General features: G+C 72.0%; 16 protein-coding genes. 7 read left to right on the top strand and 9 right to left on the bottom strand.

Annotated features, from left to right (window positions below; all coding sequences use genetic code 11):
- Positions 1–13: 13 nt before the first annotated feature.
- The 4 genes from asnB to MOV08_RS03890 all read right to left on the bottom strand — a co-directional run bounded on the left by asnB (position 14) and on the right by MOV08_RS03890 (position 6,916).
- Positions 14–1,858, bottom strand: coding sequence for an asparagine synthase (glutamine-hydrolyzing) (gene asnB / locus MOV08_RS03905; RefSeq protein WP_275306263.1), 1,845 nt, complete (start codon positions 1,856–1,858; stop codon positions 14–16).
- Positions 1,859–2,252: 394 nt separating this feature from the next.
- The gene (locus MOV08_RS03900) at positions 2,253–4,433 is read right to left on the bottom strand and encodes an FUSC family protein (RefSeq protein WP_275311690.1); all 2,181 of its coding nucleotides are present in this window, start codon (positions 4,431–4,433) and stop codon (positions 2,253–2,255) included.
- Between the two features lie 182 nt (positions 4,434–4,615).
- On the bottom strand, positions 4,616–5,560 hold the full coding sequence (locus MOV08_RS03895) for an ornithine cyclodeaminase family protein (RefSeq protein WP_275306262.1): 945 nt from the start codon (positions 5,558–5,560) through the stop codon (positions 4,616–4,618).
- Positions 5,561–5,668: 108 nt separating this feature from the next.
- On the bottom strand, positions 5,669–6,916 hold the full coding sequence (locus MOV08_RS03890) for a chitinase (protein ID WP_275306260.1): 1,248 nt from the start codon (positions 6,914–6,916) through the stop codon (positions 5,669–5,671).
- A gap of 164 nt (positions 6,917–7,080) precedes the next feature.
- Between MOV08_RS03890 and MOV08_RS03885 the strand changes: the two genes are divergently transcribed.
- The 3 genes from MOV08_RS03885 to MOV08_RS03875 all read left to right on the top strand — a co-directional run bounded on the left by MOV08_RS03885 (position 7,081) and on the right by MOV08_RS03875 (position 10,316).
- Positions 7,081–7,701, top strand: coding sequence for an L-threonylcarbamoyladenylate synthase (locus MOV08_RS03885; protein WP_275306258.1), 621 nt, complete (start codon positions 7,081–7,083; stop codon positions 7,699–7,701).
- A 14-nt stretch (positions 7,702–7,715) separates the two neighbouring features.
- Positions 7,716–8,267: a hypothetical protein gene (locus MOV08_RS03880; RefSeq protein WP_275306257.1), complete on the top strand. Its 552-nt coding sequence runs from the start codon at positions 7,716–7,718 to the stop codon at positions 8,265–8,267.
- A gap of 246 nt (positions 8,268–8,513) precedes the next feature.
- The gene (locus MOV08_RS03875; protein WP_275306255.1) at positions 8,514–10,316 is read left to right on the top strand and encodes a coagulation factor 5/8 type domain-containing protein; all 1,803 of its coding nucleotides are present in this window, start codon (positions 8,514–8,516) and stop codon (positions 10,314–10,316) included.
- 120 nt (positions 10,317–10,436) lie between these two features.
- Here the strand turns inward: MOV08_RS03875 and MOV08_RS03870 are convergent, their stop codons facing one another.
- Entirely contained in the window at positions 10,437–10,844 is a 408-nt protein-coding gene (locus MOV08_RS03870) for a DUF3224 domain-containing protein (RefSeq protein WP_275306253.1), read from the bottom strand.
- A gap of 102 nt (positions 10,845–10,946) precedes the next feature.
- Between MOV08_RS03870 and MOV08_RS03865 the strand changes: the two genes are divergently transcribed.
- From MOV08_RS03865 to MOV08_RS03860, 3 genes are all read left to right on the top strand, one after another.
- Positions 10,947–11,930, top strand: a complete 984-nt coding sequence (locus tag MOV08_RS03865; RefSeq protein WP_275306251.1) for a helix-turn-helix transcriptional regulator — start codon at positions 10,947–10,949, stop codon at positions 11,928–11,930.
- A gap of 261 nt (positions 11,931–12,191) precedes the next feature.
- Positions 12,192–12,377, top strand: a complete 186-nt coding sequence (locus tag MOV08_RS44035; protein ID WP_420834124.1) for a tryptorubin family RiPP precursor — start codon at positions 12,192–12,194, stop codon at positions 12,375–12,377.
- 77 nt (positions 12,378–12,454) lie between these two features.
- The gene (locus MOV08_RS03860; protein WP_275306250.1) at positions 12,455–13,504 is read left to right on the top strand and encodes a cytochrome P450; all 1,050 of its coding nucleotides are present in this window, start codon (positions 12,455–12,457) and stop codon (positions 13,502–13,504) included.
- Positions 13,505–13,552: 48 nt separating this feature from the next.
- Here the strand turns inward: MOV08_RS03860 and MOV08_RS03855 are convergent, their stop codons facing one another.
- Together MOV08_RS03855 and MOV08_RS03850 are read right to left on the bottom strand one after the other, a co-directional pair.
- A complete protein-coding gene (locus MOV08_RS03855) occupies positions 13,553–14,428 on the bottom strand; it encodes an NmrA family NAD(P)-binding protein (RefSeq protein WP_275306248.1) in 876 nt (291 codons plus the stop codon).
- A gap of 45 nt (positions 14,429–14,473) precedes the next feature.
- Positions 14,474–14,893 carry a nuclear transport factor 2 family protein gene (locus MOV08_RS03850; protein WP_275306247.1) on the bottom strand — a complete coding sequence of 140 codons (420 nt, stop codon included), beginning with the start codon at positions 14,891–14,893 and terminating at the stop codon, positions 14,474–14,476.
- 112 nt (positions 14,894–15,005) lie between these two features.
- Between MOV08_RS03850 and MOV08_RS03845 the strand changes: the two genes are divergently transcribed.
- Positions 15,006–15,593: a TetR/AcrR family transcriptional regulator gene (locus MOV08_RS03845; protein WP_275306245.1), complete on the top strand. Its 588-nt coding sequence runs from the start codon at positions 15,006–15,008 to the stop codon at positions 15,591–15,593.
- 65 nt (positions 15,594–15,658) lie between these two features.
- Here the strand turns inward: MOV08_RS03845 and MOV08_RS03840 are convergent, their stop codons facing one another.
- Positions 15,659–16,558 carry an RNA polymerase sigma factor SigF gene (locus MOV08_RS03840; protein ID WP_039629493.1) on the bottom strand — a complete coding sequence of 300 codons (900 nt, stop codon included), beginning with the start codon at positions 16,556–16,558 and terminating at the stop codon, positions 15,659–15,661.
- A 293-nt stretch (positions 16,559–16,851) separates the two neighbouring features.
- Positions 16,852–17,307, bottom strand: a complete 456-nt coding sequence (locus tag MOV08_RS03835) for an SRPBCC family protein (protein ID WP_275306243.1) — start codon at positions 17,305–17,307, stop codon at positions 16,852–16,854.
- Positions 17,308–17,557 lie beyond the last annotated feature (250 nt).

The raw sequence follows: 17,557 nt of genomic DNA, 5'->3' as shown, positions 1-17,557 counted from the left end.
GGCCCGTCGTGGATCAAGTGAGCGTAATCGTGGGGGAGTACATCTCCAACCACAGCGCCAGATCCAGTGTGCGTTCGAGGCCGCGTCGTGATGCCTGGGTGATCTGCGGCGCCTCGTGTTGCGCCGCGCGCCGCAGCCAGTCGCGGTCGACGAGGTCGAAGACCTGGTGCGAGGGGCGCGCCAGCAGGTCCTTGGCGTGCTGCTGGAGTGCGACCGCGTACTGCGGATCCTGTGTGGACGGGTACGGGCTCTTCACCCGGTCGTACACCGACCTGGGCAACAGATCGGCGGTGGCCTCGCGCAGCAGGCTCTTCTCCCGGCCGTCGAAGGACTTCAGGGACCAGGGCGCGTTGTAGACGTACTCGACCAGGCGGTGGTCGCAGAACGGGACGCGCACCTCCAGCCCGACGGCCATGCTCGCCCGGTCCTTGCGGTCCAGCAGGATCCGGACGAAGCGCGTCAGGTGCAGATAGCAGATCTTCCGCATCCGGAACTCGAAGTCGCTCTCCCCGTCGAGCCGTTCGACGTCCTTGATGGCCCGGTCGTAGCCGTCCTGGATGTAGGAGCCCAGGTCGAGGGCGCCGGTGACGTCGGAGGTGAGGATGTTCTCGTCGTCGCCGAAGTGCTGGGTGAAGCGGACGAGCCAGGGGAAGGTGTGTGCCTTGCGCGCGTCCTCGTCGAAGAACTGCTTGTACCCGCCGAAGACCTCGTCGGCCGACTCGCCGGACAGGGCCACCGTCGAGTGCTCCCGGATCGCCTGGAACAGCAGGTAGAGGGAGGCGTCCATGTCGCCCAGGCCCATCGGCATGTCGCGGGCCCGCAGCATCTTGGCGCGGACGTCGAGGTCGGCCAGGGCGGCGGAGTCCAGCACGATGTCCTGGTGCTCGGTCCCGGCGAGCCGTGCCACGTCGTGCACGAAGGGGGTGTCGGGGGTGGCGCGCAGGTCGTCGGCGATGAAGTTCTCGGTCTGGCCGACGAAGTCGACGGCGAAGCTCCGCACCGTCTCGCCCGCGTCGGCCAGTTGACGGGCGGCCAGCGCGGTCATCGCCGAGGAGTCCAGCCCGCCGGAGAGCAGGGTGCAGCGCGGTACGTCGGCGACCAGCTGGCGGCGGACGATGTCGTCGAGCAGCGTCCGCACGTGCGCGATCGAGGTCTCCTGGTCGTCCTGGTGGGCCCGGGTCCGCAGCGACCAGTAGACGTGCCGGCGCAGTCCCTCGGAGTCGACGGTGACCACGGTGCCCGGCTCGACCTCGTGCATGCCGTCCCACACGGCGTGGCCGGGGGTCTTGACGAAGGCGAACAGCTCGCGCAGGCCGTCCAGGGCGACCCGCCGCCCGGCGAGCGGGTTGGCGAGGATCGCCTTGGGCTCGGAGCCGAACAGCACGCCGTCGGCGGTGGGGTGGTAGTAGAACGGCTTGATGCCCATCCGGTCGCGGACCATCACCAGCCGCCGGCGCCGCTCGTCCCAGACCGCGAAGGCGAACATCCCGTTGAGGTGGTCGGCGACCGCCTCGCCCCACTCCAGGTAGCCGTGCAGCACCACCTCGGTGTCGGAGTCGGTGGTGAAGCGATGGCCCCTGGCCGTCAGTTCGGCGCGCAGTTCGACGAAGTTGTAGGACTCGCCGGAGTAGACGATGACGACCTCGGTGCCGTCGGGCCGCTCGACGGCCATCGGCTGGCGCCCGCCTGGCAGGTCGATGATGGCGAGGCGGCGGTGGCCGAGCGCGGCCGGTCCCCGAACCCAGGTGCCGCGGTCGTCAGGGCCGCGGCAGGCCATCGTCTCGGTCATCGCGTCCACGGTCTCCTGCTCGGAGCGCAGATCGCGGTCGAAGGATATCCAGCCGGTGATACCGCACATGCCGTGTCCTCCTGCTCCGCACTCTGGGGCCGCCGATGCCGCGGACGGCGGGAGGTGCCGCCGTGGGTCGGGGTCGGGGAGGGGGTGGGCAAGGCCGGTGCGCCGGCTGCCCGATCCGCTCCGCCAGAGTCAGTTGTATCGAGCACCTATGTAACGAGAGTGTTCCTCGGGTGCCGGTCGCGTCAACCGGAGCGTAACGCGGAAAGGGGCGCGCAGTGGTGCGCCGGAGCGGCCGGTGATCCCTGGTGGCGCGCCGCTGAGCTGCGGTTTCATCGAGGGAGAGGGGGCGCCGGCGGCCCGGACGAGGGCCCGGGCGCGCCACCCGAACGGGGGAAAGGTTTTACCTGGAGATTGCGGAGGCGGGCCGGGCGGCGTGCCCCGCCCGCCGTCCGCGTCAGCCGTTCTTCCGGCCGCCCCGCCCGGCCACCGGCACGTCCAGGGCACGGGCGATACCCACCACACCCTCGTCGAGCCGCTGGAGGTGCCGCAGCACACGGAAGGTCACGGTGTGCGACGGCGGCACCGGGGAGCCGTCCGCGTCCAGCAGCGAGGCGATGCTGGCGCCCGCCTCCACCTCGCCGTCGGCGGGCTCGTCCGCCACCCGCGCCGCGATCAGCTCGATGTTGCGCTCGATGCGCCGGCCGACGCGTCCCAGCCGGGGGTCGGCCGCCACCGATCGGCTGGCCGGCAGGAGTTCCGCCGTCGCCGCCAGCGACCGGGCGTGATAGGCGCAGGTCTCCAGGAGTGCCACCAGATAGCGCGCGGTCTGCCGGCGGACCCGCAGCGGGGTGATGGGGTGCACCAGCGGCTGGGTGGAGTCGCGCAGGTCGTTCAGCGCGGTGTCCAGGTCGCGCGCCAGGGTCAGCAGGTCCGCCGTCGGCCCGCCGGACAGCTGGGCCACCGCCGCCGCAACCGCCTCCCGCAACCGTTCCAGGACGGCGCCCAGATGCTCGTCGGTGCGCCGGTCGGTGTGCACCGGAAGGATGACCGCCGCGGCGATGATCCCGCACGCCGCGCCCAGCGCGGTCTCCTCGATGCGCAGCACCAGCGTCGCGACGCTGTAGGTGTTCAGGACGGTGTAGAGCAGGCCGAGCATCGCGGTGACGAAGAAGGACATCAGCGCGTACGACAGCGGCGCGGTGAAGAACATGCCGAAGACGCACAGCAGCACCAGCGCGAACGCCGTCCAGGTGTGGTTGCCCACCAGCCCCGCCAGCGCCACACCGGCGATCACGCCCAGCACCGTGCCGACCAGCCGGCGGTACCCCTTGACCAGGACCTCGCCGGTGGACGCGGTGTTGAGGAACACCACCCAGCAGGTCAGCACCGCCCAGTACCAGCGCTGGGTGGACAGGAACTCCCCGCCGACGATGGCCAGCGCCGAGCCCACCGCGACCTGGAACGCGGCCCGGGTGGTGGGCCGCTGCAGCCCGGTGTGCACGTCCTCCTCGGCCTCCTCGGCACCGACGATCGCCAGGTCCTCGGCGTCGAACTCCTCCCGCGAGCGGATCGTGGCGGAGGTGTCGTCGGACTCGTCCTGCGGCCCGTCCAGCGCCAGCCGCAGACCCAGCACGGCGCGGGCGGCCTCACCGAGCGCGCGGAAGGCGTCCTGGACGGCGCCCGAGCCGCGCGGCAGGTTGTCCTCGTCGCGGTAGCCGAGCAGCCGGTTGCGCACGTGGGCCAGCGCGGTGCCGCGGTCGTCGGGCGCCCGGCGGGCCATCAGCAGCGCCAGGGCCTCCAGGTCCCGGCGGAGCGTGGCCACGGCATCGCCCTCGGACTGCATGCGGTTCGCGGTGGCCGGCACCGGGGCGTGCGGCAGGTGCAGGGTGAGGGTGTCGGTGCGCTCCGCGCTGCGCGCGTTGAGCAGCGTCATCCCCAGGCGTTCGGCGGCGATCTCGGCGTCCGCGATGCGGCGCTGGAGCAGCGCCGCGGTGGTCGCGTCGCGGGTGCCCTCCTCCAGGCGGCCCTGGATCATCAGTGCCGTCTCGTGCAGCCGGGCGGTGTGCCGCCGCAGGTCGTCGAGGACGCCGTCCAACTCCTCGGGCCCGGCGTCCACCAACTCCCGGTGGGTTGCCACCAGCTGCGCCAGGCGGGCCCGGAACGCCTCCCGCAGTCGGCTCAGGGTGCGCTCGGGGGTGTCCGGGAAGGCGGCGAAGCGGGCCACGGCACTGCACGCGAACGCGACGGCCAGGGTCAGGAACAGCTCCGGCAGCGTGGCCACGGTGGCGTGCACGAACAGCGAGATGAAGTAGACCTGAAAGCCGATCAGACCCAGCGCCGTGCCGCGGTCGCCGAACCGGCGGGCGTACGCGGCGCCGAAGATCAGCGCGATGAAGAACAGGTCACCGGCGATGATCCGACTGTGCAGCAGCGCCCCCAGCGCCACCGCGGCCAACGCCACCGGCAGGCCGAGGGCGAGGGTGACGGCCTGGCCGCGCACCTCCTTCTCCCGGATGGCGAAGGTGGCGACCATCGACGCCATGGCTCCCGCGACCAGGAGCGTGACGCCGGTGTCGAGCAGGGCCAGCGCGACGAGGGTCAGCACGATCGCCCCCACCGTCCGCAGCCCGGCCATCAGTCGCAGCAGTCCCGGGTCGGAGGCCGCGAAGCGGTTCCAGGTGCCCGTAACGGTCCGTCGTATTGCTGCCTTCACGCTGCCGTACGCTCCCCATCTTTGGCATCGGCCGAGGTCACGCGCCTCGGCCGGGCGCCCCCAGCATCGCACGAGGGCCGTCGGAACGGCCGTCGTGTGTGCCGTCAGGTGGCTTCGTAGGCGGCACCCGCGACCGCGAGGTCCTCCCAGGCCATGCCGACGCTCTTGAACAGGCGGGGGCGGTCGGGGTCGACGGCGGCGGCTCCGGTGGCCAGGCCGGCGAGCGTCACCAGTGCCTCCCGGTCGAGCCGGCCGCTCTCCAGCTCCGGGATGAGGTCGCCGGCTTCCCGGGCCGCGGCGGACCGGGACTCCACCACGACCGTGCTGCGCAGGACGGTCGTGCCGTCCACCTCGCGGCTCCCGCGCTCGTGGGAGCCGACCGCGGCCACCATGGCGTGCGGCGGGAGCAGGGCGCCGTCGAACAGCGGGGCACGGGCGGTGGTGCAGCAGGCGACGAGGTCGGCGCCGGCGACCGCGGACGGCTCGCCGGCCTCGACGCGCAGGCCGGTGTCCCGGCGGGCCGTCGCGACGAACCGCTCGACGTTGGCGGGGGTCCGCCCCACCACGGTGACGTGGGTCAGCGGACGCACCGCGCGCAGTGCGTCCAGGTGGCCGCGGGCCTGGGGACCGGTGCCGAACACCACCAGGCGGCTCGCCTCGCGGACGGCGAGCAGGTCGGCGGCGAGGGCGGAGACGGCGGCGGTGCGCACGGTGGTCAGCGCGATGCCGTCGAGCAGCGCGAGCGGGGCGAGGGTGGGGGCGTCGAAGAGCAGGTACTGGCCCTGCACGCGGGGGAGTCCGGCGGCCGGGTTGTCGGGGGCGACGGTGGCGATCTTGACGCCCGCGTACCGGCTGCGGTGCGCGGGCATCAGGAGCAGTTGGCCGTGCTCGACGGGCACGATGGTGCGCGGCGGGTCGGCTTCGGGGTCCGGCCCGTCGCGCAGCGCGGCGCGCAGTGCGTCGACGGCCGCGGCCATCGGGAGGGCGCGCAGCAGGCCGGTCTCGTCGATGGTCCGGGGCAGGTGGGGGACTGGGGGCGTGGCGCTCATACCGCCGAGTCTGCCCCGGCCGGCTGCCGGGATGCGTGATCTTCGACGCACCGGACGTGCGGGGCGGGGAGGGGAGGAGCGCCCGCCGGAGCGCTCCTCCCCACGGGGTCAGCAGGCGCCCAGGTCCTGCCAGACTCCCGAGCCGCCGGTGGACGGCGCCTCGCCCTGGGTCCACCACCGGGCCTTCCAGGTGTGGCCGCTGTAGGAGACGGTGTCGCCGCCGACGTAGACGGTGCCCGCGGCGTAGGGGCCGGCGGCGCAACTGCCGCCCGGGGGCGTGGTGGGCGGCGTGGTCGGGGGCGTGGTGGGCGGTGTGGCGCCGGCGAACTTCACCGAGTACTTGGTGAAGTCCCAGGCACCCTGCGGAACGCTGCTGCAGGTGCCGGAGGTCCGGCCGTTGTTGTCCGGCGGGGTGCACTGTCGGTCGCGGTTGACGGACCAGTTGGTGAAGCGCGCCATGTGGTGGGAGGTGGCGTAGTCCAACACGGTCTGGAAATCCGCCTGAGTGAAGAACTCCCCGGTGTCGCTGCGGCCGTTCATCTGGGAGATGCCCTCGTGGGCGTAGGCGGTGGCCTCGTCCCAGCCGAAGGTGGAGCGCAGGACGGCGTTGAAGTTGGTGAGCGCGGAGGTCTGGGCGGCGGCGCCGTTGAAGCCGCCGTCGAACGGCATGATGGAGAAGTTGTCCGGCACGAAGGACTGGGACTTGGCCTCGTTCAGCATCTGCTTGCCGAACCAGCCGGTGCCGTCGGCCGTCCCGGCGGTGGTGACGGAGAGATAGAGGCCGGGGTTCTTCTGCTGGAGGATCCTGGCGGCGCCGATCTCGTTGTGGATGGCCGCGGAGTTCTCGTACTCCGGCTCCTCCAGGTCGAAGTCGAGTGCCTTCAGGCCGTACTTGTCGATGACCTGCTGGTAGGCGGCGGCGGTCGCCTCGGGCGTGCCGCACGCCTGCCCCAGCTTGGTGCCGTTGTAGCCGCCGATGGACGCGGAGACGTCGCCGCCCTTGGCGCGGATCGCGGAGATCACCCCGGCCACCGCGGTGTCCGACGCCACCGGGTGGAGACCGTCCCAGGTCGGCGAGCAGCCGCCGCCGTTGGGCGCCAGGACGAAGGCGAGCTGGAACGCCTTGAGGCCGGTGGCGTCCATCACCGCGCCCGCGTCCGGCGGGTCGTTGTCGAGCGGCATGAGGTACGGCGCCGCCGCGTACCAGTTGCCGCCCAGCGCCTTCGGTGCCGGTGTCGCGGTGGCGGGCCGCGGGGCGGCGCGCTGGCCGGTGGCGAGCGCCGTGCCGGCGACACCGAGCGCGATACAGGCCGCCGAGACGGCGGCGGCGAGGGTTCTGACGTGACGAGGTGGCACTTGACCTCCACGAGCCGACGAGGGGGTGGTCCAGACCAATCGACCACAGCGTGAACCCTCGCCGTGGGCACGTCAACACTTTGGACCGGACCAAGTCGGCGCGGTGGGCGGGCCGTCGAGGCGGCGAACGCCGACCGGCCGCACGATCACCTAGACTCGCGAAAATGGCCAAGTACTTCGACGTCCACCCGGACAACCCCCAGCGCCGCACCATCACCACGGTCGCCGACGCCGTCCGCTCCGGCGGGCTCATCGCCTACCCGACCGACTCCTGCTTCGCCCTGGGGTGCCGACTGGGCAGCCGCGACGGCATCGACCGCATCCGCTCGATCCGCGCCCTCGACGACCGCCACCACTTCACCCTGGTCTGCCAGAACTTCTCGCAGCTGGGCCAGTTCGTACAGATCGACAACGACGTGTTCCGCGCGATCAAGGCGGCGACCCCCGGCCGCTACACCTTCATCCTCCCGGCGACCAAGGAGGTCCCGCGCCAGCTCCTGCACCCGAAGAAGAAGACCGTCGGCGTCCGGATCCCCGACCACACCGTCACCCAGGCACTCCTGGAGGAGCTGGGCGAACCGCTGCTCTCCAGCACCCTGCTGCTGCCCGACGAGGACGAGCCGCTGACCCAGGGCTGGGAGATCAAGGAGCGCCTCGACCACGTGGTGGACGCGGTGGTCGACTCCGGCGACTGCGGCACCGAACCCACCACCGTCGTCGACTTCTCGGGCGGTGTCGTGGAGATCGTGCGGCGGGGCGCCGGGGACGCGTCGCGGTTCGAGTGAGCGGAGGCGGAACGATGGCAGCAACACGGAACCGCGCGATACCGGCGCTCGCGGTGGCGCTGGCGCTCCAGGCGGGCGTGGCCGGCGTGGCCACGGCCCAGGCGGCCCCGGCGGTGGCGAGCGCCCCCGCCGCGGCCCCGGCCGCCGCGATCAGGATCACCGAGGGGCAGGTCGGCGAGGTCGGGCCCGGCCGCACGATCGTCTACCCCGCGGTCACCAGCTGTCTGACGGTCACCGTCCGGCTGGCGGACGGCGGGAAGGTCGGCGCACACGCCAGCCTGTTCCAGGTGCCCGGGGAATACCGGTCCGACCGGATCCTCGCCGCGGTCCAGCAGCGGATCGGGACGCGGGCGGTACGCGCCGTGGAAGTGCGGGGCGCGGTCGGTGCCTGGCATCCCAGCTACTTCACCAGGGCGATCGAGAGCTACCCGGAGGGCGCACAGGTCCCGGTGCCCACCGCGCCCGACCCCGACGGCCTGGCCCGGGCGGTGGCGGACGGCCTCGGCCAGCCGCGCGGCAAGGTCACCGTGCAGGACCTCCCCGACGGGGACCAGACGGTGGAGTGAATCGGAGGCCGGACGCCAGAGGCCGGACACTTCTTGAACGCGGCGAGGGTGAGTCCCCTGTGCCGCACGGAAGTGCGTGGCGGCACCAACTGCCTCTATCAGCACATTTGTTGACGGTCGGTCGGTGTCGTCGCGCGAAACTCAGGTCTGGCTCTTGACGCACCCTTCATGAAGCTGAAGCATGCGACGGCGGGAGTACGCTCCCCACCCCCCACATCTTCACTTCCTGAATCAGGAGAGTCACCCATGACCCCTGCCTCCAAGGAATCCCCCACGCCCGAACGCCCCACCGTCGGCCGCCGCACCGTCCTCGGCGCCGCCGCCGCGGTGGCCTCGGCCCCCGCCCTGCTCGGCCCCGCCCGGACCGCCCACGCCGCGCCGCCGCACAGAACCCCGGGTGCCCTGCCCGGCGGCGGCGACCTCGGCCCCAACGTCCTCGTCTTCGACCCGGCCACCCCCGGCATCCAGGCGAAGCTGGACGAGGTGTTCAAGCAGCAGGAGAAGGCCCAGTTCGACACCGGGCGCTACGCCCTGCTGTTCAAGCCCGGCACCTATCACGGCCTCAACGCCCAACTCGGCTTCTACACCTCCATAGCCGGCCTGGGACTGTCGCCCGACGACACCACCATCAACGGCGACGTCACCGTCGACGCCGGCTGGTTCAACGGCAACGCCACCCAGAACTTCTGGCGCTCCGCGGAGAACCTCGCCCTCGTCCCGGTCAATGGCACCAACCGCTGGGCCGTCGCCCAGGCCGCGCCGTTCCGCCGGATGCACGTCCGCGGCGGCCTCAACCTGGCGCCCGCCGGGGACGGTTGGGCCAGCGGCGGCTACCTCGCCGACAGCCGCGTCGACGGGACCGTGGAGCCGCGTTCGCAACAGCAGTGGTACGCCCGCGACAGTGCGGTCGGCGGTTGGTCCAACGGCGTGTGGAACATGGTGTTCTCGGGCGTGCAGGGCGCCCCGGGGCAGACGTTCCCCAACCCGCCCTACACCGTGCTCGACACCACCCCCCTCTCCCGTGAGAAGCCCTTCCTCCACCTCGACGGCGCCGACTACCGGGTCTTCCTGCCGGAGCTGCGCACCAACGCCCGCGGTGTCACCTGGGGCAACGGCACCCCGCGCGGTACCTCGCTGCCCCTGTCGCAGTTCTACGTCGCCAAGCCCGGCGTCTCCGCCGCCACCCTCAACCAGGCGCTCGCGCAGGGACTCCACCTGTTGCTCACCCCGGGCATCTACCACCTCGACCAGCCGATCCAGGTGACCGCGCCCAACACCGTCGTCCTGGGCCTCGGCTACGCCACACTCATCCCTGACAACGGTGTCACCGCCGTGCGGACCGCCGACGTCGACGGCATCCGCCTGGCCGGCTTCCTCATCGACGCCGGCCCGGTGAACTCCGCCACCCTCCTCGAAATCGGCCCGGCCGGCGCCGCCGCGGACCACTCCGCCAACCCGACCACCGTCCAGGACGTGTTCCTCCGCATCGGCGGCGCGGGCCCGGGCAAGGCCACCACCAGCATCGTCGTCAACAGCCGGCACACCATCATCGACCACACCTGGGTCTGGCGCGCAGACCACGGTGACGGCGTCGGCTGGGACACCAACCGTGCCGACTACGGCATCCGCGTCAACGGCGACGACGTCCTGGCCACCGGCCTGTTCGTGGAGCACTTCAACAAGTACGACGTGCAGTGGTACGGACAGCGGGGCCGCACCGTCTTCCTCCAGAACGAGAAGGCGTACGACGCCCCCGACCAGGCAGCCGTCCAGGACGGGGACGTCAAGGGCTACGCCGCCTACAAGGTCGCCGACTCGGTCACCTCCCACGAGGCGTGGGGGCTCGGCAGCTACTGCTACTACAACGTCGATCCCAGCATCGTCCAGCACCACGGCTTCGCCGCCCCGAACGCCCCGGGGGTGAAGTTCCACGACCTGCTGGTCGTCTCGCTCGGCGGCAAGGGCCAGTTCGAGCACGTCATCAACGACACCGGCGCGCCGACCTCGGGCAGCTCGACGGTTCCCTCGACCGTGGTGGCGTACCCCTGACCTCCGGCCCGTCCGGCACCACCACCCGGCCCGCCGTGCCATGGGACGAGGCCATGGCACGGTCGGTCGGCTTCGGCCGCGGCGTCGAACTCCTCGTCCGCCACCGGCGACGGGCGGCGCTCAGTCCATCCGGTAGTCGAAGGTGTACGGGAAGGACGGACTGCCGGCCTCGCACCTGAAACTGCCCGACCCGCTCAGGCCGACCAGGTCCCCGGTGGCCGATCCGGGGACGACCTCGAAGGTGCAACGCACCGTGCCGTCGGCGTCGAACGCGCCGCGCTCTTCGAGCACGAAACTGCCCTCCCGCCCGTCCAGCCGTCCGGTCAGCAGCTCCAGACCGGTGAACGTCCCGGTCTTGTCCGAGGTGTAGACGATGGTGTACTCGCAGGCCGTGCGGTCGGCCTCGATACCGCCGGAGAAGTTGTTGGTGACACAGGCGCGCGCGAGCCGCGGGCTCGTCGCGACCGAACCGATCGGCTGCTCGGTCCAGTTGGCGTAGCTGATGCAGCCGGTGGTCTGTGCGGGCATGGTTGTCCTCTCGGTCTCCCGCACGGCCGGTGCCGGGCGGTGTGCAGCCATCCTGACCGCCGTACCTGACACCTTCTGTCAGGTACGCGAGACAATCGGAGCATGCGCGCCGACCGGCTCCTCGCCCTGCTCCTGCTGCTCCAGAACCGCGGGCGGATGACCGCCGCCGAACTCGCCGCGGAACTGGAGGTGTCGGTCCGCACGATCTACCGCGACATCGAGGCGCTCGGCGCGTCCGGCGTCCCGGTCCGCACCGAGCGCGGGCCGGACGGCGGCTACCGCCTGATGGACGGGTACCGCACCCGACTGACCGGGCTCACCGGTGCCGAGGCCGACGCGCTCTTCTTCGCCGGAGCACCCGGCCCGGCCCGCGACCTGGGGCTGGGTGCGGTGCTGGCGACCGCCCAACTGAAGGTGCAGGCGGCGCTCCCGGTCGAACTCGCCGAGCGGACCCGGCGGATCCAGGACCGCTTCCACCTCGACGCACCCGCGTGGTTCCGGGACGCCGATCCGGTCGCCCACCTCGCGCCGGTCGCCCGGGCGGTGTGGGAGCAGCGGGTGGTCCGCACCCACTACCGGCGCTGGCGCGGCGAGGTCCACCGCGAGCTGCGCCCGCTCGGCATCGTCCTCAAGGGCGGCATCTGGTACGTGGTGGCGCTCGCCGACGAGGCGGTGCGGACGTACCGGATCGCACGGTTCCAGGCCGTGGAGCTCACGGACGAGGCGTTCGCACGGCCGGCCGGCTTCGACCTGGCCGCGTATTGGGCCGAGTCCTCCCGCCGCCTGGCGGCCGCGCTGCACCAGGACACGGCGCACCTGCGCATCTCCCCGCGGGCCCGGCGCCTGCTGCCGATGCTCTACGGCGCGGTGGGCCGGCGGGCGCTGGAGGGCGCCGGGGAGCCGGACGCGGACGGCTGGACGGAGGTGACGATGCCGGTCGAGGGGCCGGCCGTGGCCGTCGGCGACCTGCTCCGGCTGGGCGCGGAGGCGGAGGTCCTCGGCCCACCCGCGCTGCGACGCGCCGTGGCGGAGACGGTGGCCGTCCTGGCCGGCCGCTACGCGACGACGGACGACCCGTCGGAGTGACCCGCTCCGTCCAGGACCGGGCTGGTCCGCACGGGAGTTCAGCCCTGCGGACCGAGCTCCGCGGGGCGGCCGGGCCGCCCGACTCCGTAAAATCAACAAAATCTTCGATCCTTCTCCATATCTGTCAACGCTGCCTATCCATACGGTATTTGGCATGAACATCCGCTACATCGGGACCAACCGCCCCATTCATACGGCGCTTTTCGGCGCTCCGCACCGCGAACTCCCCTGAAACATGGGTTGGTTGTTTTTCCGCGTGATATGAGCCACTTGACACCCCAACCGCCCCGGCATTCACTTCTGCGGCGGTCGAAGACCCTTTCGGCGGCCTGCCACGGGGCACAGTCAGCCCCTGCCAAGGAGGTACGGATGAAGTTCGTTCGTCTCGTGAAGCGGATGCGCACCGAAAAGAGCCTCAAGGCGTACGCCTGGTACGGCTGGATCTGATCGGCCCACGCCCACAACGGACGGTGGCGGGCCGCACGCAACGGTCCGCCACCGGCCCGCGTTCCCGGAGGTTCCCGATGTCCCAGCGACCGACCGTCACCCGCGGCGACCGGCGGGTGCGCTTCGCGCCCAGGATCGACGCCCTGCTGCGCCGCCACACCGGTCAGGAGCTGTTCCGACTGGAGCCCACCACGATCGGCGTCGCGGGCGCCGACCTGATGGACGCCCTGCTGCGCAGCCGGCCGGCCAACGCCGAGGAGCGGCCGACCTTCAAGCCCGTCCTCGGCCGGCAGGTCGGCCGGACCGACGCCGCCGCCTACATGCAGGCCCTGGGCGCGGACGTGCGGAAGGCCCTGCAGCGCCCCTTGGAGACCTCCGTCGATCTGACCGGCACCTGGCCGGCGGTGCCGCACGCCTACCTCCGCGACCTCGTCTTCGGACAGGAACTCGGCCGCCTGCGGATCCTGGTCGACCGGAGACTGGAACTCACCCCGAAGCTGACCTGGTCCGCCGTCGCGTCGGGCGCCGCCCTGCTGCGCCGCCCCGACCCGGCGGAGCCGCTGTCGAAGCTCGCCACCCTCGCCCTCGGCGCAGCCGGCTACGCCGACCGCCGCTACGCCCTGTACCTCTACCGCCGGGTGGCGGCACCCATCTGCTTCACCGTGGCCGCGTTGGTCACCAACGCGGTCTGGCTGGGCGCCCCGTTCGACGACGCCGTCCCGAACCGGCAACTGCTCGCCGAGGCGCTCCGGCTGTTGCCCCCGTCGTGGAACATCCTGCGGATGGCCTCGCCCGAACTCACCGCCGTGGACGACCGGATCGGCCCGACCGACGACGTCCTCCTGTTGCCCCTGCTGAGCCACCGCGACCCGGCGTTGTGGGAGGACCCCGATGCCTTCCGGCCCGAGCGCTGGGCGGATCTGGACCCGGACAACCACCCCGGATATCTGCCGTTCGGCCACGCCGACGAGCGCTGCTGGGCCCGCCACATGGTGCTCCCGCTCGCCGAACGCATCCTGGACCTGGTACGCCGGGACGGCCTCACGGTGCGCCCGACCCAGACCGTCGGCCAGGTTGAACTCGACGGTCTGATGGAGGTCGCGGAGGTTCGGGTGACCCGAGGCTGAACCCCGTCCCGCCGCTACGAGCCAGCGGAGGGGAGCCATGATGGACCATCACAAGCTGCTCAACGACTGGATGTTGGCCCGGCAATAGGTGGCGAAGGAACGGGGTGGCCGCCCGGTGACGCGGGTGACGGCATCGGTCACCCGGTCCTCGGCGCCGTCGGCGATCCGGCGGTCCAGGTCCGCGAGGATCGCCGCGAAGTCCGCCGGCAGATGCCGCGCGAGCCGCGTGCGCAGTTCCGCCTCGGACACCGCCCGGTGGCGTACCGGTCGGCCGGTGACCTCGGTGAGGATCGCGGCGACGGCGTCGTAGGAGAGGGCCGCCGGCCCGGTGAGCACCCAGTCGGTGTTGTGGGGCACGGGGTCGGTCAGTGCGTGCGCGGCCACCGCGGCGATGTCGTCGGCGTCGATGAACGCCACCCGGCCCCGTCCCGTCGCCGTGGTCAGCAGGCCGTCGGTGCGGACGGCGTCGGCGTGCGGGTGGTGGCCGGTGAAGTTCTGCATGAACCAGGAGGGGCGCAGCACGGCCCACTCCGGGACGAGGCCGGGCAGGGCCTGGTGGACGGTTCCGGTGGCCGGACCGCCCGCGGGGATCAGGGAGGAGCTGAGCAGGACCGCCCGGCGCACTCCGGCGCGCCGGGCGCGGTCGAGGAAGGGCAGCATGACGGCGGCGGGGTCCGTGGCGCCGGGCGGTGGCACGAGGTAGACGGCGCTCGCGCCGTCCAGCGCCGCGTCGTGGGTGCCGGGGTCGGTCCAGTCGAAGGCCACCGGTTCCGCACCGGCGACGGGAACGGGGTGGCGGCCGGCGGCCCTGGTGGGGTGTCCGGCCCGCGTCAGCCGGGCCACCAGGCGGCTGCCGGTGGTGCCGGTGGCGCCGGTGACGAGGACGGGGCCGGTGGTCGGGGACGTGTGGCGGGGTGTGGTCACGGGGGCCTTCCGGGCGGGATGGGTGGGCGTGCGGAAAGGGGCGGGTCAGCTGCGCATGGAGGCCGGGACGGCCAGGGGATTCCAGTAGTCGCGGTAGTGGGCGATGCGGCCGTCGGCGACGGTGACCACCGCGACGTACGACATCGCGAACGGCTCGTCGGTGGCGACCAGGCGGCCCACGGCGCTCATCTCGGCGATGATCGTGCCGGTGCGCTGGGTCTGATGGATCGTCAGGTGCGGGAAGTCGTGCAGCTCGATGTGTTGGGGGTAGTCGCGCATATAGGCGGCGACGGCGGACTTGCCCTCCAGGCGGCGCGGGCGGCCTTCGGGCGCGAAGGGGAACTCGAAGACGCCCTGGTCGTCCCAGAGGTCCACCCATGCGGCGAAATCCTGGTCCAGAAGGAGGCGGAGCCCGTGACGGAAGAGGTCCTCCGGAGTCCGATGGGCGGTCGTGGTGGGGGTCATCTCGCTTCTCCTCGATCGGGAGCGTGCGGTGCGGTCGTCCGATACGGTTGGACCGCCGGTCCGTTTCGACGATACGGACCAGTGGTCCGTTTCGCAAGAGAGGTCATGACCGATGCCCGAACCCCGACAGCGCGCGGACGCCGTCCGCAGTCGTGAAGCCGTTCTGGACGCCGCCGAGGCGCTGTTCGCGCGCAGCGGTCCCGCCGAGGTGAGCATGAACGCCGTCGCGTCGGCCGCCGGCGTCGGCAAGGGAACGGTCTTCCGGGCCTTCGCCGACCGGGCGGGACTGCTCCAGGCGCTCGCCGAACGACGCACCGCGGCGCTCCGCCGGGCCGTCGCCGAAGGGCCCGCCCCACTGGGGCCCGACGCCCCGCCGCACGAGCGGATCCCCGCGGTGCTCGACGCCCTGGCCCGCTTCAAGCTGGACAACCTGAGCCTCTACCTCGTCCTGGAGGAAGCCGGCGCGGCCAGCCCGTACCGGAGCCCGTCCTACACCTGGTGGCACACGACGCTGCGCGACAGCCTGGCGCAGTGCGCCGACGCAGGGCGCGCCGACTTCGTCGCCCATGCCCTGCTGGCCGCCGTCCGCGCCGACCTCATCGCGCACCTGCTTACCGTGGAGGGGCTGTCGGTCGACGAGATCCGCGACCGACTGGCCGTCTATGTCCGCTCCGTGCTGCCGCGCGACACGCACGCGTGAGGCGCCCCCGGTCGGGGCCACGGCCGGCGGCCCATCGGGTCCCGGGGTCCCGACCGGCCGTCACGTCATGCCTGGCCGATCAGGCCCGTCCGCAGCCGGCCCAGGATCCGGGCGAGCAGTCGGGAGACATGCATCTGTGACACCCCGAGCTCCTCGCCGATCTCCGACTGCGTCTTCTCGTGGACGAACCGCAGGGTGAGGATCCGGCGATCCCGCCGATCGAGCTTCCGGACCAGAGGAGTCAGCGCATGGAGGTCCTCGGCGAGCTGCAGCCGCGGGTCCTCGTCGCCGAGGGCGTCGGCCAGGCTGCGGGCCGACTCGTCCTCGGCCGGGTCGCTGGGTTGGTCCAGCGACCCCGCGGTGTAGCCGTTGCCGGCGATCAGCCCGTCGATCACCTCGTCCTCGCCCAGGCCGAGGTGCTCGGCGAGTTCGGCGACCGTGGGGTCCCGGTCCAGGCGGGCGAAGAGGCGCTCCTTTGCCTGGGCGATGTCGATCCGCAGTTCCTGCAACCGCCGCGGTACGTGGACCGCCCAGGTGGCGTCCCGGAAGAACCGCTTGATCTCGCCCACGATGTAGGGCACCGCGAACGTCGTGAACTCGACCTCGCGGGACAGGTCGAAGCGGTCGATGGCTTTGATCAGCCCGATGGTGCCGACCTGGACGATGTCCTCCATCTCGCTCGGGTCGCCGCCGCGGTTGCGGAACCGGGCGGCGGCGTACCGGACGAGGGAGAGGTTCATCTCGACGAGCGTGTTGCGCACGTACTGGTACGCGTGGGTGCCCTCCTCCAGCACCGCGAGCCGCTCGAAGAACGGCCGGGACAGCGCCTTGGCGTCCCTCGGCGCCACCTTGGACGCCTCCGCGATGTACGGCAGTCCGCCGGTTCCGGAACTCACGGTCCGGTGGCCCTGTCCCTGGCGCTGCCCGTGCCGCGTTCCGGTGTGCGTGGAAACCGCCGTCGTCATGGCTGCCCTCCCATAATTTGGATCATGGTCCGGTAAGCCGCGTCTGCCCTTCGTTCGCGGAACAAAACTTAAGCCCCATCTTTTTTGCCATCCCTGATCTTGACGTTGTGTCAGCAGATGTGGTCCGGCGATACGCACAGCTCTCTTCTGGCCATCGGACGCATCGCGACCTTCGTCTCGCGCTCGGTTCGGTCTCTCCGCGGCCCTTGCTCGGCCCTTCCGTGGCCCTTCCATGGCCTTTCCGTGGTCTCTCCTCGGCTCGCCCAGGGTCCCTCTCGGCCCGGTCCGGGACGTCAGTGCGCAGCCCCGATGCGCCGGTCGAGCTGTTCCAGGACGTGCGGCCAGGCGTCCCGGTGGCGGTCGCGCGCCGCCTCGTCGGCGAACCCGGCATGGCTGAGCCGCAGCCGCGTCCCGGAGCCCTCGGCGGCGAATGCGACCGTGACCACGGTCTCCGCGCCCTGGGTTCCGCCCGCGCCGGTGACCCACGTCAGCTCGACCAGTCGATCCGGATCGAGCCGCAGGAAGCGGCCGTAGTGCGGGTGGCGGGCCCCCTCGTGCTCCGTCTCGAAGAAGAACGCCGTGTTCACCCGGCCCGCCATCAGCACCGATCCGGGGGCCGCGAACCAGCGGTCGAACTGCTCGGTCCAGGCCCGGTACAGCGCGGCCGGCGTTCCGCTCATGAGCCGCTCGACGGCGAGCTGGTGCGGCCGGGAGGACAGATCGGGCAGGCGCATCGGTTCGTTGGACATGGAGGGAATGTAGCGTAATGGGGCAAAAGCGGCGGCTCTTTGCTGGCTCGAAGGGTGCCCGACCGGAGTCCTTGCCTTCGCTGACCGCAACTCTTCCGCACCGTTTCCCGGACCTCCGCGGAATTCGCCGGGAACGGGCCGGGTGCGGGTGGGGCGCGGGTGGGGAAAACTGGGGCCGACGCGGGCCGGAACGTGGATTTCTACGGGGAGTTGGTGTTGGCGGGGACGCTGCGCCGGCTGCCGAGATGAG

This window comes from Streptomyces yunnanensis, assembly GCF_029011865.1.
GTDB classification, from domain to species: domain Bacteria; phylum Actinomycetota; class Actinomycetes; order Streptomycetales; family Streptomycetaceae; genus Streptomyces; species Streptomyces yunnanensis.
This window is presented reverse-complemented; position numbering and strand designations above follow the sequence as displayed.